This window comes from Ktedonobacter racemifer DSM 44963, assembly GCF_000178855.1.
Taxonomy (GTDB): domain Bacteria; phylum Chloroflexota; class Ktedonobacteria; order Ktedonobacterales; family Ktedonobacteraceae; genus Ktedonobacter; species Ktedonobacter racemifer.
In genome coordinates this window covers 1,023,231-1,038,201 of the sequence record NZ_ADVG01000004.1, presented here as the reverse complement: position 1 = coordinate 1,038,201, position 14,971 = coordinate 1,023,231, and the positions used below count along the sequence as shown (strand labels likewise).

At 55.4% G+C, this 14,971-nt stretch carries 7 protein-coding genes and 2 rRNA genes; 5 read left to right on the top strand and 4 right to left on the bottom strand.

Annotated elements, in window-relative coordinates:
• Positions 1-94 precede the first annotated feature (94 nt).
• Positions 95-1,732 carry a zinc ribbon domain-containing protein gene (locus KRAC_RS46210; RefSeq protein WP_075164625.1) on the top strand — a complete coding sequence of 546 codons (1,638 nt, stop codon included), beginning with the start codon at positions 95-97 and terminating at the stop codon, positions 1,730-1,732.
• A gap of 36 nt (positions 1,733-1,768) precedes the next feature.
• Here the strand turns inward: KRAC_RS46210 and KRAC_RS46205 are convergent, their stop codons facing one another.
• Positions 1,769-3,697 carry an alpha/beta hydrolase family protein gene (locus KRAC_RS46205; RefSeq protein WP_040447224.1) on the bottom strand — a complete coding sequence of 643 codons (1,929 nt, stop codon included), beginning with the start codon at positions 3,695-3,697 and terminating at the stop codon, positions 1,769-1,771.
• Positions 3,698-4,010: 313 nt separating this feature from the next.
• On the opposite strand from KRAC_RS46205, the gene KRAC_RS67810 reads away from it, so the two are divergent.
• Complete coding sequence (locus tag KRAC_RS67810) at positions 4,011-5,522, top strand: cation diffusion facilitator family transporter (protein WP_007919179.1); 1,512 nt, start codon at positions 4,011-4,013, stop codon at positions 5,520-5,522.
• A gap of 24 nt (positions 5,523-5,546) precedes the next feature.
• Here KRAC_RS67810 and KRAC_RS46195 read toward each other — a convergent pair whose 3' ends face one another.
• Positions 5,547-5,879 carry a four-helix bundle copper-binding protein gene (locus tag KRAC_RS46195; RefSeq protein ID WP_007919176.1) on the bottom strand — a complete coding sequence of 111 codons (333 nt, stop codon included), beginning with the start codon at positions 5,877-5,879 and terminating at the stop codon, positions 5,547-5,549.
• A gap of 155 nt (positions 5,880-6,034) precedes the next feature.
• Here KRAC_RS46195 and KRAC_RS46190 point away from each other — a divergent pair, with 155 nt between their 5' ends.
• The 3 genes from KRAC_RS46190 (at position 6,035) to KRAC_RS46180 (ending at position 12,264) form a co-directional block, all read left to right on the top strand.
• Entirely contained in the window at positions 6,035-6,727 is a 693-nt protein-coding gene (locus tag KRAC_RS46190) for a DUF1345 domain-containing protein (RefSeq protein WP_007919174.1), read from the top strand.
• A gap of 791 nt (positions 6,728-7,518) precedes the next feature.
• Positions 7,519-8,996: ribosomal RNA gene (locus KRAC_RS46185) — 16S ribosomal RNA — on the top strand.
• A gap of 297 nt (positions 8,997-9,293) precedes the next feature.
• Positions 9,294-12,264: ribosomal RNA gene (locus KRAC_RS46180) — 23S ribosomal RNA — on the top strand.
• Together the 16S and 23S rRNA genes form the textbook arrangement of a ribosomal RNA operon.
• A 271-nt stretch (positions 12,265-12,535) precedes the next feature.
• On the opposite strand, the gene KRAC_RS63905 is transcribed toward KRAC_RS46180, so the two are convergent.
• Together KRAC_RS63905 and KRAC_RS46170 are read right to left on the bottom strand one after the other, a co-directional pair.
• Positions 12,536-13,792 (bottom strand): ABC transporter permease, encoded by a 1,257-nt coding sequence (locus KRAC_RS63905; protein ID WP_007919170.1) that lies wholly within the window; start codon positions 13,790-13,792, stop codon positions 12,536-12,538.
• 17 nt (positions 13,793-13,809) lie between these two features.
• Positions 13,810-14,625 carry an ABC transporter ATP-binding protein gene (locus KRAC_RS46170; RefSeq protein WP_007919169.1) on the bottom strand — a complete coding sequence of 272 codons (816 nt, stop codon included), beginning with the start codon at positions 14,623-14,625 and terminating at the stop codon, positions 13,810-13,812.
• Between the last annotated feature and the right edge of the window lie 346 nt (positions 14,626-14,971).

Sequence of the window (14,971 nt, the reverse complement as noted above, 5' to 3'; positions counted from 1 at the left end):
GGTCAGATACCTAGAACTTGCGTTCTTCCCGTTCCTCTGGTACAATAGACGTCAGTGGATCGAGATCACGTGTATGTTCGAAGAAGGGGCCACAATGCCGAAGAAGTGTCAGGGACAACACAAACAGAAGGAACAGCAGGAGAAGCGACCGGCGACGCCCACCTTTCTGCTGGAACTGCCCCTGGCCGTTGATGCAGGGCAAGCCGCCCGCCTGCGCGCTCATCTGGAAGCCGCTCGTCAGCTCTACAACGCTATCCTCTCCCAAGGACAACAGCGCCTGCGCCGCATGCGGTCTGACCCCGCCTGGCAAGAGGCCCGCGCCCTTCCTCGCACCCACAAAGCGGAACGAGCGGCAGCCTTCTCCGCCTTGCGCAAGGCGCATGGCTTCTCCGAAGCCGCCCTGCATGAAGCCGTCAAGGGGCTGCGCGTGGGTTGGATTGCCGAACACATCGAGGCCGTGCTCGCCCAAACCCTGGCCACTCGCGCCTACCGTGCTCTCAATCGCGTCTGTCTGGGCAAGGGGAAACGGTTGCGTTTCAAGAGCCGAGGACGTGGCCTCTCCAGCATCGAGAACAAGCGCAACGATACCAGTCTCCGCTTTGTCCTGCAGCCCGCCTCTGAAGGCAACGCCGGCTATCTGCTCTGGAACGGAGACCAGATGCCCGCCCTCATCAATTGGAAGGATGAGGTGGTGACCCATGGCTTGAGGCACCGCATCAAGTACGCCCGCCTCATCCAACGTCCCGCCAGCAGCCCCAGAGCGGCCGGAGCCGATGCACAGGGCTCTCGCTACGTCGTGCAGTTGGCCCTGGAGGGCAAGCCCCACCACAAACCCAAGCACACGATTGGCCAGGGCATCGTTGGGGCTGACCTGGGACCCTCGACCCTGGCGCTCGTTCCCCAGCAAGGGGAGGCGAGCTTGCAGGTGTTCTGCGCGGAACTGGCTCCTGAGGCCTGTGCCATTCGCCGTTTGCAGCGGCAGATGGATCGGCAGCGGCGAGCGGGCAATCCAGAGCACTACGACGAGAAGGGGCGCGTTAAGAAACAGGGGAAGAAGCGTCTGCCCTGGAAGAACAGCAAGCGCTACCAAGCCACCCGGCGACGCAAGGCGACCAGAGAGCGCAAGCTGGCGGCGCACCGCAAGAGCCTACATGGGCGCAAGGTGCACGAGGTGGTCGCGCTGGGCAGGACCATCATCCTCGAAAAGGTCTCCTACAAAGCATGGCAGAAACGTTTCGGCAAGAGTGTGGGACTGCGAGCACCAGGGATGTTTGTGGAACTCCTGAGACGCACCGTTGCAAGCACGGGCGGCACCCTGGTCGAGGTTCCCACACGCACAACGGCGCTGAGCCAATGGTGCCACGGCTGTGGCAGACGGGTCAAGAAGCCGCTTTCTCAGCGCTGGCATCACTGCGAATGCGGCGTAGGACCGGTGCAACGCGACCTGTATTCGGCCTTCCTTGCCGCCTATCTCGATCCAGCAGAACCCACTCCCTCGTGTGTCCGGCACCAAGCGTATTGGGAGGGTGCGGAAGCGCGCCTGCGGGCAGCACACGAGCGTCTAGCACAACGCGCGAGAGAGGGGCAGTCCTTGCCCCGAAGCTTTGGCATCCCCAGAGCTGGAGCGCGTCTGCCCAAAAGTCCAGGGGAACCACCACAAGAGCCAGCTTTCCTGCATCAGTGGGAAGGACTGGAAGCGTGGAACGAATCCCTGGAACCCCCAGCGCTTTAGCGCGGGGAGCTTCAGCTCTGACTTTATCTCCCTTGTCTACACATAGCGCTTCAGCCAGTGTAGCAGGCGTTCGTAGTAGTCTTTGATATGCTTGCGCTCGCTTAGTCCATGGCCCTCTCGGGGATAGATAACGCATTCGACAGGCACGCCGCGCTCGCGTAGGGCGCGGTAGAAGGCGTAGGCTTGTGCTACGGGAACGGCTGGATCGGCGTCGCCATGCAGGATGAGCGAGGGGGTCTCAATACGCCCGGCGAAGGCCAGGGGCGAGTTCCGCAGATAGGCCTCGGGATTCTCCAGGGGATTCTGCATAAGCAGGCGCGTATCGGCATCGGGAATATTTGAGCCTGCATGCATGCCGATCCAATCAATGATAGCTGCGCCGATAAGAGCTGCTTTGAAGCGCTTTGGCTCCTGCGTAATCGCCCAGCCACTCAAGAAGCCACCATTACTCCAACCACCAATGGCGACGCGTTCGCCATCCACTAGCTTCTGCTCTACGAGATAGTCGATTCCATGCAGAATATCCTGAAAATCTTTGCCGCCCATATCGCCCAGGACGGCATCCGCGAAGGTGACTCCATGTCCCCAGCTGCCGCGCATGTTAGGTTGCAGGATCGCGAAGCCTGCCGCCGCCAGGAATTGCACGAAGGGTGACCAGCTATGTTGGCGTGCCCAGGATGGACCGCCATGTACCTCAACATAGAGAGGGGGCAAACTATCTCCGCTCCAGTGCGGAGGCGGCGTATAGATGGCATCGATCAGCCAGCCATCGACGCTGGGATAGCGGATCTCCTGACTGGGCGACAGGGCCAGCGTCTCTTCCTGGAGCTTATTGACGTGGGTCAGACGTCTCCAGGCCAACTGGGCTGTCTCCTGAGCAATGTCCGCTAGCCAGACTTCATAGGGCTGAGTCGAAGAGGAGCGTACAGAGACCAGGTGTTTGAGATCGGCGCTCACGCCTGGAAAGCCGATGCTGAGATCAAGGATACACTCCCGGTTCTCGCGCTCTAGCAGGGTAATGGCGCCATCCTGCTCATTGATCAGTCCAAGCTGGGCGTTGGCTCCATACCAGCCTGCATAGAGCAACTGCTCGCCCTCGGGGAGCCAGCGGCACCAGCCTGGACTACAATCGATGCCCGGCGTGAGGTTGCGCGCCTCACCTCCCGCGACGTTGATGACAAAGATATCTCCCCCGCCGCGACAGGGATCGCTCCATTCGCCCGAGATATACGCCAGACGTGTACCATCAGGCGACCAGGCAAGGCCACTAGCCTGGCGCGCCAGTTTGGTTAGCTGTCGCACCGCGCCCCCCTGTATGGAGACGATGCCTATCTGTCCTCGGTACCAATCGGTATCATCTGGGCCAGTAGAATAATAAATAGCCACGTGCTTACCATCAGGCGACCAGGCATACTCCCAGACCGTAATATTCTCCTGAGTAAGAGGACGAGGAGTGTCGCCGTGGCGATGAACGGCCCAGAGACGCTGATGTGATGCGGGCGCCAGGACCAGTGGATCCTTGTCAGGCTCTTGACCAGTACGCGCGAGAAAGCCAATATGTGAGCCATCAGGCGACCAGATTGGCTCCTCCAATCCTCGTGACATGCTACAGATACGCCGGGCTTTGCTCTTCCCATCAAGGGCGCGCACGAAGAGCTGTGGGAGCTCTGGCTCGCCATCAAGGGCCATGAAGGCCAGTTCTTTGCCATCAGGCGACCAGCTGGCTCCCCACTCGCTCTTGTTGTTTCCACCAAAGGGGACTGGTTCACCGCCCTGCGTATCAACCAGCCAGATGCGCCCGCTCCTTTTCTGCTGCTCTCCTTCAAATGACCAGAGCGTATAGGCTACCTGGCGCCCATCGGGTGAGATCGCTGGTGTTGCGGGAAAGTAGGTGGCAAAGAGGGTCTCACTCTGGACGGGTATGCGCGGAATAAAACTTTCATGCTTGTTGGTATCCCTGACCACGAAGGACCTCTTTTCTAGAAAAGAAAAACGATATTTATCAATATACTTTGCCACTATATCATACTTTACGGCCTGGGGTGCTATTGGCCAGCGAATACATGTGCTATGAAACTTTCTTTTTATTAAACTAAAAATTATATTTTTGCATTTTCTATGGACATAGATATTCTGTATCAGATACAATGGCGGCCGAGAACCCTTTCACACCTGTGGTGCCAATAGGGGCCTGAAGATGAGCTTGTGAGGAATTTACGACAGTATCTGGTCAGCGATAGCAGAACCAGGCATCTGAAGATGAGCTTGTGAGGAATTTGTGACAGTATCGGATCAAGAGCGGCAAAAACAGAAGCAAGCAATGCAACGCGAGAAGAATGTGGTCGCACTCTCCTCGGTAGGAGCAGCCATAGGCTTGACGGCTTTGAAACTGGTCGTTGGCTTATTGACTGGTAGCCTGGGCATTCTGGCTGAGGCGGCGCACTCTGGACTAGACTTGATCGCTGCGCTGATGACGTTTTTCGCCGTTCGCTTTGCCTCGCGTCCAGCCGACGAGTCGCATCACTATGGGCATGAAAAGATTGAGAATCTCTCAGCGTTTCTAGAGGCGGTCCTATTGCTCGTAACGGCGCTCTGGATCATTTATGAGGCCGTACGTCGTTTGCTGTACCACGAAGGGCATGTTGAAATTAGCATCTGGGCTTTTGTGGTGATGGGCATCTCCATTGTGGTTGATTTCACACGCTCACGCGTCCTGTTGCGCGTAGCCCGCAAAGTGGGTAGCCAGGCCCTGGAGGCCGATGCCTTACACTTCAGCACCGATATCTGGAGTTCGGCGGTAGTGATTATTGGCCTGTTTATCGTGCTTGTCGCAAATGCGTTGCATCTCCCTGCATGGCTGACTCAGGCTGATGCGGTAGCCGCCCTGGTCGTCTCATTTATTGTCATCTGGGTGAGCGTGCAACTGGCGAAAGAAACACTTGATGCCCTGCTGGACAAGGCTCCGCACGCGCTTATTTTGCCGATCACCGGGCATGTGCGAACTCTACCTGAGGTGCTAGAAATCCGTCGCTTACGCGTACGCCAAGCTGGCAACACGTACTTCATCGAGATCACCATCGCCGTCGCGCGCACCCTGACTTTTGAGCAGACGCACATGGTAAGCGAGCAGGTTGAGGATGCGGTGAGCCAGGCTGTACATGAGCAGGCTGAGCAAGCGGAGGCCGATATTGTCGTGCATGCAGAGCCGATGCGTTCGCCAGGTGAGACAATTGCCGAACGCCTGTATCGCCTGGCGGAGAGCCAGGGCGTGCATATCCATGATATTCACCTGCGCGCCGTGGGTAGTCGCCTGGAAGCCGATGTCGACCTGGAGGTCCCCACAGACCTGTCACTGCAGGAGGCCCATGCTCAGGCGTCACACTTTGAGCAGACCATTGTCGCCTCTGAACCACAGATCCAGCGCGTGACCACGCATTTAGAAGCGCCAGAGACCCATGTCGCCGTGCGCAATGAGGTCACGGCAACATATCCTCAACTGGTAGACGCGATCCGCCAGCGGGTAGATGAAAAAGTGGGTAGGGAACGGGCGCATGATATTCACCTCTATTGCGCTCAGGATGAGGGGGGGCGGGCGCGGGAAGGCATAACCCTCGAGGATATGTCTCAACTCGACCTGACGTTCCACCTGATTTTTCAAGCGCATGCCCCTGTAAGCCAGGTACATATCCAGGCCGAAGAGGTCAAGCGTGATCTGCGGCAGCGCTTTCCATGCTTAGATACGATTACGCTCCACATGGAGCCTCCCGAAGAAGATGGGGGCGTCAACTAGCGAAATTGTGCCTGTGTGAAGCATTTACTGGCATGCAGTCGCGCACTGCTGACACATGTTGGCACAGGCATGCATCTGGGCATCTTCCTGGAACTGCTGACAGGTCTGGGTGCACCGGTGGCAAGCCTCAGCACAGAGATCGCGTGCACGCTCCTGAAGCGGCGACTGGCGTAGCGTGAGATCCTGCGTAAGCTGGCAGATTTGCGAGCAGTCGATTAGCGCCTGTACACAATCGCCTTGCAGGAGGCGTCCTCCCTTGTGGAGGCAATAGTGCAAAGTTTGCTCACAGACAGCATGGCAGTAGTTGCAGGCTTGTGTGTATTGCTGCAAGTGACTCTCGATAATAGGTTCATGCATAACAGTTTTCCTTTCATCAGTAAAGGTCGAAATATTAGCAGTACACGCTTGCTGATGCGAAATCGTAACACACAGAGGTAGACAATATTCACACAGCCCGTATACTGGAATACAATAGAGAGGCAACTCGCTATATTGAGGAGGAGAGACAGCTTATGCGCTCGACTGAAGAGAACAGACCCTTAAATCCCGACCTTACAGATCCAGCGCGACGAGATCTGCCTGAAGGTATAGTAGTAGCCCCCCGCTGGGCCGCAATCCTTGGCTCTCTGGTGCTAGGTGTGCTTTATTTCTTCCTACCCGCGAAATTGCGCCTGGGTCCTGATTGGCTTTTGTTGGCGATTGAGATTGTAGCATTATGCCCAGTGATCATTGCGCGTTTGCTTGGACGGCGCCTCCCTCATTTCACGACCCGCCTGCTGGCATTACTTACGCTGGGAGTGGTGACGGTGGCCCTGGCTATTGGTGTCTTGTTGCTTATTGTGACTCTACCAGCGGATAAGCATGCCCAGGCCCTCTTCTCATCAGCCATTGTGCTATGGTTGTTTAACATTCTTGTTTTCTCACTCTGGTACTGGGAGGTGGATGGAGGAGGGCCTATCAAGCGTCACCAGGCCGGTCACAAGGCTGTTGATTGGCAATTTCCTCAACAAATAGGTGGAAATGATGGCAGTTGGGCGCCTCACTATCTTGATTATCTCTTTGTGGCTTTTACCACGGCAACTGCGCTCAGCCCCACCGATACGATGCCCCTGACGCGCCGTATTAAAGCCTTAATGATGGCCCAGGCCCTGATCGCCATGTCATTGATCGTTATTGTAGCGGCCCGAGCGATTAACATGCTTTAGGGCAAGTCAGAACATTATCATATTTATATTTGAGTGTGATGGCTAACCACGTTCGCACCACGATATACTGCGTCCGGAACAATATGCCTACCAATAGTACCGATTTCTCGCATTGTTTGACAGTACAACACAGCTGTGGGATAATGCACTTCGCTCCAACACATGGTAAACAGCGACAATCACCGACCTGATCGGTGCTCCTGTCCGATTTACCCGGCGTCTGTACCTCGCTTTTGAAGCGCAGGTGAACAGATGCCCAGGTGCCACGCTAAGGTGGCTCGCCACGGGTACTTTTCCCCGCTGCATCACACGTTCCTTCACATGATGAATGGACGTGGTTTTGTGCTGTCTCCATCTGGGGACGAGCTGGGGAGCCGACTGGGTTTTGCGCGACTGCAAACGAGTTTTCAGTCATCTCAAAAAGAGGTCGGAAAAGTACTTGACAAAGCGCAAAGCATATGCGATACTGACACAGTCAACGGCGAGCACGAACACCGCGAACGCCGGAGCGACACCAAGAATACAAGCGCAAGCCCACGGGTTTGCCGGGTTGCGGTTCAACAAGCAAAAGAAGAACGAACCAGAAGCACCCTGAACAACTGAAGAGTGGAATGCAGAAGTACAACGGAACTTCGTTGAGTAAGCTTGTCTTGCTTACGGAGAACACCGTTCCTGTCAATTCTGCGAACAAGCAATTTGAAGTAACGACAACGTGCTTCTAGCCTGGACGCAAACTTACAATGCTTACTACATCGCTGTGTAGCAGTGGTGTGGAAGATACATTCACAACTTGAATGGCGAGTTTGATCCTGGCTCAGGATAAACGCTGGCGGCGTGCCTAACACATGCAAGTCGAACGCCCTCTCGCAAGAGAGGGAGTGGCGGACGGGTGAGTAACACATGGGTACCTGCCCCGAGGTGAGGAATACCGGCGAGAAATCGCCGACAATACCGCATACGTTCCTCCGGGAACAAAGCTCGCAAGGGCGCCTTGGGATGGGCCTGTGGCCGATTAGCTTGTTGGTGAGGTAAGAGCTCACCAAGGCCACGATCGGTAGCTGGTCTGAGAGGATGGTCAGCCACACTGGGATTGAGAACGGCCCAGACTCCTACGGGGGGCAGCAGTGAGGAATTTTCGTCAATGGGGGCAACCCTGAACGAGCAACGCCGCGTGCAGGAGGACGCTTTTCGGAGTGTAAACTGCTTTTCTTGGGGACGAGTAAGGACGGTACCCAAGGAATAAGCCCCGGCTAACTACGTGCCAGCAGCCGCGGTAATACGTAGGGGGCAAGCGTTGTCCGGAGTTATTGGGCGTAAAGCGCACGCAGGCGGTTTCGTACGTCCGGAGTGACAGTTCCCGGCTCAACTGGGAAAGGTCTTCGGAAACGGCGAGACTTGAGGGCTTCAGAGGGACACGGAATTCCGGGTGGAGTGGTGAAATGCGTAGAGATCCGGAGGAACACCAATGGCGAAGGCAGTGTCCTGGGAAGCATCTGACGCTCAGGTGCGAAAGCTAGGGGAGCGAACAGGATTAGATACCCTGGTAGTCCTAGCCGTAAACGATGACCACTAGGTGTGGGAGGTATCGACCCCTTCCGTGCCGTCGCAAACGCAGTAAGTGGTCCGCCTGGGGAGTACGGTCGCAAGATTAAAACTCAAAGGAATTGACGGGGACCCGCACAAGCAGCGGAGCGTGTGGTTTAATTCGATGCAACGCGAAGAACCTTACCAAGTCTTGACATGCAGATGCACCAGCGGTAATGCGCTGTCCCTTCGGGGCGTTTGCACAGGTGCTGCATGGCTGTCGTCAGCTCGTGTCGTGAGATGTTGGGTTAAGTCCCGCAACGAGCGCAACCCCTACTGCCTATTACAACTTCTAGGCGGAACTGCCCTCACGGGAGGAAGGCGGGGATGACGTCAAGTCAGCACGGCCCTTACGACTTGGGCGACACACACGCTACAATGGCCAGAAACAAAGGGATGCCAACCCGCGAGGGGGAGCCAAGCTCAAAAACCTGGTCTCAGTTCAGATTGCAGGCTGAAACTCGCCTGCATGAAGGTGGAGTTGCTAGTAACCGTAGGTCAGCACACTACGGTGAATACGTTCCCGGGTCTTGTACACACCGCCCGTCACACCACGAAAGTCGGCAACACCTGAAGCCGCCAGGCTAACTCTTCGGAGAGGCAGGCGTCGAGGGTGGGGTTGGTGATTGGGGTGAAGTCGTAACAAGGTAGCTGTACCGGAAGGTGCGGCTGGATCACCTCCTTTCTAGGGAGTCATCAGTGCTCACTGTAGCACTGCACTCTCAGGTCGAACAGGAACGACCTGTCCGTTGTCCCCTGCTTCCACTCTTCAGCGGTTCGGCCGCTGGTTTTGACCAGTACCGAGACCCGCATAGTACCTGAACAACCAAAGAAGTATTCCTTCAATTTTGCTGAGCGAGCACGTTGGCATGCAAGTGTTCAACCGTGACGGAAGTCATGTTCAGCTCGTGACAGTGAAGAAAGAAGACCGAGATCCCATACAACAAGGGTAACAGACCAACAAGAAGAAGCAGACAAGGCAGAACAAGCGAAACAGAGTACGAGGTGGATGCCTTGGCGCTGAAGACCGATGAAGGACGCGGAGACCGGCGAAACGTTCAGGGGGAGCTGCATCCAAGCGATGAGCCCTGAGATTCCGAATGGGGCAACCCCTCCAGAGTGATGTCTGGAGACCTATCGCTGAACACATAGGCGATATGGAGGATCGTGGGTGAACTGAAACATCTCAGTAGCCTGCGTAAGAGAAATCAACCGAGATTCCCGTAGTAGTGGCGAGCGAACCGGGAAGAGCCCAAACCATCTATTCCTCGTGAATAGGCGGGGTTGTAGGACTTCTATCAGCAGACGTTTTCTTACTCGAAGGCATTGGAACGTGCCACCAGAGGGGGTGAGAGTCCCGTAGAGGACGAGAGAACGACTGTGAGAAGTATCCTGAGTACCACGAGACACGTGCAATCTTGTGGGAAGCTGGGGGGACCACCCTCCAAGGCTAAAGAACTTCAGCGACCGATAGCGAACAAGTACCGTGAGGGAAAGGTGAAAAGTACCCCGAGAGGGGGATGAAAGAGTCCCTGAAACCACGTACTCACAAGCAGTCAGAGGCCACTGTTCCGTTGCGGAACCAAGGGCTGATGGCGTGCCTTTTGTAGAATGATCCGGCGAGTGCATCGCACGTTGCAGGTTAACCAGCGCTAAAGCTGGGGAGCCAGAGGGCAACCGAGTCTGAAACAGGCGTACTGTGTAGCGGCGATGCGACCCGAAACCGTGTGAGCTACCCATGAGCAGAGTGAAGCGGATGTAACAGTCCGTCGAGGCTCGAACCCACCAGTGTTGCAAAACTGGGGGATGACTTGTGGGTAGGGGTGAAATGCTAATCGAACACGGAGATAGCTGGTTCTCCCCGAAATGTATTGAGGTACAGCCACCTGAAACGACTATCCTGGAGGTAGAGCACTAGATAGGCTAGGGGCCCTGTGCGGGTTACCAACCCTACTTAAACTCCGAATGCCAGGACAGGATCCAGGTGAGTGAGACGGCGGGGGCTAAGCTTCGTCGTCAAAAGGGAAACAGCCCAGACCATCGGCTAAGGTCTCCAAATCGATGCTCAGTGTCAAAGGGGGTCAATGCGCCCAAACAGCCAGGATGTTGGCTTAGAAGCAGCCATCATTTAAAGAGTGCGTAATAGCTCACTGGTCGAGTGCAATGGCACCGACAACGTATCGAGGCTTAAGCATCGTACCGAAGCCGTGGATCTCTACCTTGTGTAGAGATGGTAGGGGAGCGTTCTCGACGCCTGAGAAGCCAGACCGTAAGGACTGGTGGAGGTAAGAGAAGTGAGAATGCCGGAATGAGTAGCGCAATGTCTGCGAGAACCAGACACACCGAATGCCTGAGGGTTCCTGGGCAACGTCAATCGTCCCAGGGTGAGTCGGGCCCTAAGCCGAGGGCGTCATGCCGTAGGCGATGGAAAGCAGGTCAGAGAATCCTGCACCGGAACGTTTCGTTATGAGCAATGGGGGGACGCGGTAGGGAAGGTGAGCCGATCGAATGGACAGGATCGGTGCCTCTGTTGAAGCGCGTGACCGAGGAAAATCCCGGACACAGTATGCGTAACACTGAGGCCGAGCGCCCGCGAGGGTGCGGAAGTCATTGGTCCCCAGGCCGTCAAGAAAAGCCTCTCGCCAGAAATTGTTCCGCCCGTACCGCAAACCGACACTGGTAGGCAGGGGGAAATCTCCCCAGGTGATCGAGCGACCCTCTGTTAAGGAACTCGGCAAATTAACCCCGTACCTTTGGAAGAAGGGGTGCCTGCGTAGCTGCCTCCCTCGGGAGGTGGTGAGAAGGTTGCAAGAAATCGGCTCAAGCGACTGTTTACCAAAAACACAGGTCTCTGCGAACGCGAAAGCGGAAGTATAGGGGCTGACTCCTGCCCAGTGCCGGAAGGTTACGAGGAGTGGTGTGCGTAGCCACGAATCTAAGCCCCGGTGAACGGCGGCCGTAACTATAACGGTCCTAAGGTAGCGAAATTCCTTGTCGGGTAAGTTCCGACCCGCACGAAAGGAGTAACGACTTGAGCGCTGTCTCGACAGAGGACTCGGCGAAATTGAAGTACCCGTGAAGATACGGGTTACCCACGACAGGACAAAAAGACCCCGTGGAGCTTTACTACAGTTTGGCCTGGAAACGAAGTATGGTGTGCGTAGCATAGGTGGGAGCCGGAGAACTCATCCTTGTGGGGGTGAGGGAGGCAGCAGTGAAATACCACTCTCACCATGGTTTGTGTCTCACACGTCACCGTGAACCGGGACGTGAACAGGGCCAGATGGGTAGTTTGACTGGGGCGGTCGCCTCCCAAAGAGTAACGGAGGCGCCCAAAGGTTCCCTCAGGGTGGATGGACATCACCCTTTGTAGAGTGTAAAGGCACAAGGGAGCTTGACTGTGAGGCTGACACGCCGAGCAGGGACGAAAGTCGGGCTTAGTGATCCCACATTCCCGTGTGGAAGGAGTGTGGCTCAACGGATAAAAGCTACCCCGGGGATAACAGGCTTATCTTGCCCAAGAGTTCACATCGACGGCAAGGTTTGGCACCTCGATGTCGGCTCGTCGCATCCTGGGGCTGGAGTAGGTCCCAAGGGTTGGGCTGTTCGCCCATGAAAGCGGCACGCGAGCTGGGTTCAGAACGTCGCGAGACAGTTCGGTCTCTATCCGTCGTGGGCGTCGGAAAAGTGAGGGGAGTCATCTTCAGTACGAGAGGACCGAGATGGCTTGACCGCTAGTGCGCCAGTTGGGGGGCCTCCTCCAGAGCTGGGTAGCTACGTCAAGAAGGGATAAGCGCTGAAAGCATCTAAGCGCGAAGCCGACCCGAAGATAACTTTTCCCACTCTCTTCGAAGAGTCAAGATCCCAGGAAGAAGACCTGGTGGATAGGCTGCGCGTGGACGCCTGGTAACAGGTGGAGCGGAGCAGTACTAATGATCGTACGGCTTGTTTCCCAGTGTGTTTCTTCATGAGTGGTGTGCGTCTCCTGTTGTGTGTGAGAGCGGTCTTTGATCGGACCTGAGCACGAGCGAGAGGGCTTGGCGGCACGGGGAGCATGAGCGGGCCAGCGTGGCTCAGCAAAATTGAGGGAATACTTCTTTGGCAGGTAACAGACATAAAAGAAGAGCCGGTAATTATTTAAGCTTCGCTCAAATAATTACCGGCTCTTCTTTTATCAAACACGCGCAAAGTTGACGATGAGAAGAGTTTGCTTGCAACGCTCGTCTACGCGCTTTGCTCCTGGAAACGGAAGAGGCGCAAGGCCAGGAAAAAGCAGATCAGGCCATACCCAAGCAGGCCAAGGATATTGAACTGCACGTCGGAGAAGCCTTTTCCAAAGATCATGACTCCGTTTAGCCCATCAATGGCCCAGGCTGTAATGCCAATTCTGGCTATCTGCTGCATCCATTGCGGTTCCGACCAGAGCGGCCACCAGGAGCCGCCAATGGCGGATGTTACCAGCGTAGTCAGCGTGACAATGGGTGTGAGCTGTCTCCTCGATTTGACGATTGAGACGAGTAACATGCCGAGACCTGTGGTCGCGAAACTGGTGCTGACCAGCAGGAGCGCGATGGCCTGCCAGGAGCCAATGTTGAGCTTGAACACATAATAGCCAATTGTAAAGAGTATGCTCAATTGCAGGAGCGTGAGCAGGAACTGGGCGATAAGCTTGCCCCCAAGCAGGGCATACCTGGGAACCGGGGCAATCAGCAGACGGCGAAATGTTCCCTCCTCCTTCTCCTGGAGAATGGTGGACGCGGCCGAGTTGAGACCAAACAGCGCGAAGAGTACCGCGAAGCCCGGCAGCAACTGGTCGAAGTTGTTGCTTCTGGGTGCGCTCCCCGTTGTAAGCATCTGCACCAGGCTTATATTTTTACTTGTCTGGCTGGCTTCCCCAACCGTTTTACTGATGGCTTCAGGTTTGATAGTTGCATAATTACAGGTATTTGCTGGCTGCTGGCAGACAGCTTGCACCTGCTGAACGGCGGCGCTCCCCGCGTAGAGGGCGTCGATCTGGCGATTGATGACGCCAGTGACGAGCTGTTGCGTGAAGGTACTGCGTTCATCTCTGCTGTTAGGGCGGGTGTAGAACTGAATGACGTTGTTCGGCGTCTGGCCTTTGCTGGCGGCATCCTGGAGCTTCTGCGAGGCCCCCATGGGGATTATGATGCCTGCGACCGCTTTTTCGTCCTTCACCTGCTGTAAGACTTGCTGAGAAGTGCTATATCCCTTCACATTAAGTTTGAAGCTGCTATTGGTTCCTTGCAAGGTTTTGACAATAGTATCCCCTACGCGCCCACTGTCCTGGTTGTTGACGGCAACCATAAACTCTACCGATGCATTGTTGCTGAAGGCGCTGCCGAAGGCACTGCCCATAATGCTGATCAGCAAAAGCGGGACGAGAAGTAGCAGAATGAGCGAGTGTTTATCTTTAATGACCTGCAAGAGATCTTTTTTCGCGATATGCCAGAGAGTTCTCATAGGATTGTTCTTTCAGTCTAGTCCCGTAGCGTTTTGCCTGTAAGTTGGATAAAAAGTTCTTGTAGTCCTCGTGGTCGTTGGATGGTACGTTCTGGTTCTAGTCGGGCAAGTAGCTGGGGTAATGTGCCTATAGCGATGATGCTCCCTTCGTTCATGATCGCGATACGCTGGCAGAGGCGCTCTGCCTCTTCCATATAGTGCGTTGTGTAGAGAATGGTTGTTCCCTGGTCGCGCAGGCGCTCGATGGTTGCAAAGATGTGCTCGCGCGATTGCGGATCTACTCCGACGGTTGGCTCGTCCATGAGCAGGAAGGATGGACTGTGCATCAAGGCAATGGCTATATTGAGTCGGCGCTGCATGCCACCAGAGAAATGCTTCGGTGCATCTTTGCGCCGCTCGTAGAGTCCCACAAAGTTGAGGACCTCTTCGGCGCGCTTCTTACGTTGCTGGCCAGGAATGCCATACATTTTGGCAAAAAAGGTCAGGTTCTCCAGGGCGCTTAAATCACTATATAGTGCAAGCTCCTGTGGTACGACACCGATGTGATATTTGACGGCTCTGGCTTTCTTTTTGACGGAGAGATTGCGAATGTAGGTATCGCCAGCGGTGGGACGTAGGTAGCTACACATCATATTGATGACGGTACTTTTGCCCGCGCCATTGGGTCCAAGGAGGCCGAAGATCTCCCCCCTGTTGATGCCAAAAGTGACGCCCTTGACCGCTTCCAGCTTGCCGTAACGCTTCGCCAGGTTTTGTACCTCGACCTCGGCCACGCTTTTCCTGTAAATGGTATTAGGCAGCCGCTCATTTAGCTTTAAGGTAGCATCAAACATTGTTTTACTCCTTAAGATGTTTTCACGATTTTCGACCCAGGATGCTCCACGTCTTGAGACTGAGGAGGAATGGGCACCCCTTTTGGCGGCATGAGAGGAGTAGGGCTTTCTTCGCCATTTGCCTGTATTGACATAGTTCTTCCTTTCTGCTATCTTTGTTTGTAAGCTAAAGACACTCCGGTTTACTGGAGAGATACAGCTAACGCTCAAAGTAATTCCCCAACTGAGTGGCCGGGTGGGTTCCAGACAAGAAAGCCATGTCTGGGAAAAACACTCATGGTCGATCAACGCTCTTGTTCTGGCACGTCTGGGGCAAGACGGGGTCCTTGCCAAGGTCCTCTGATGT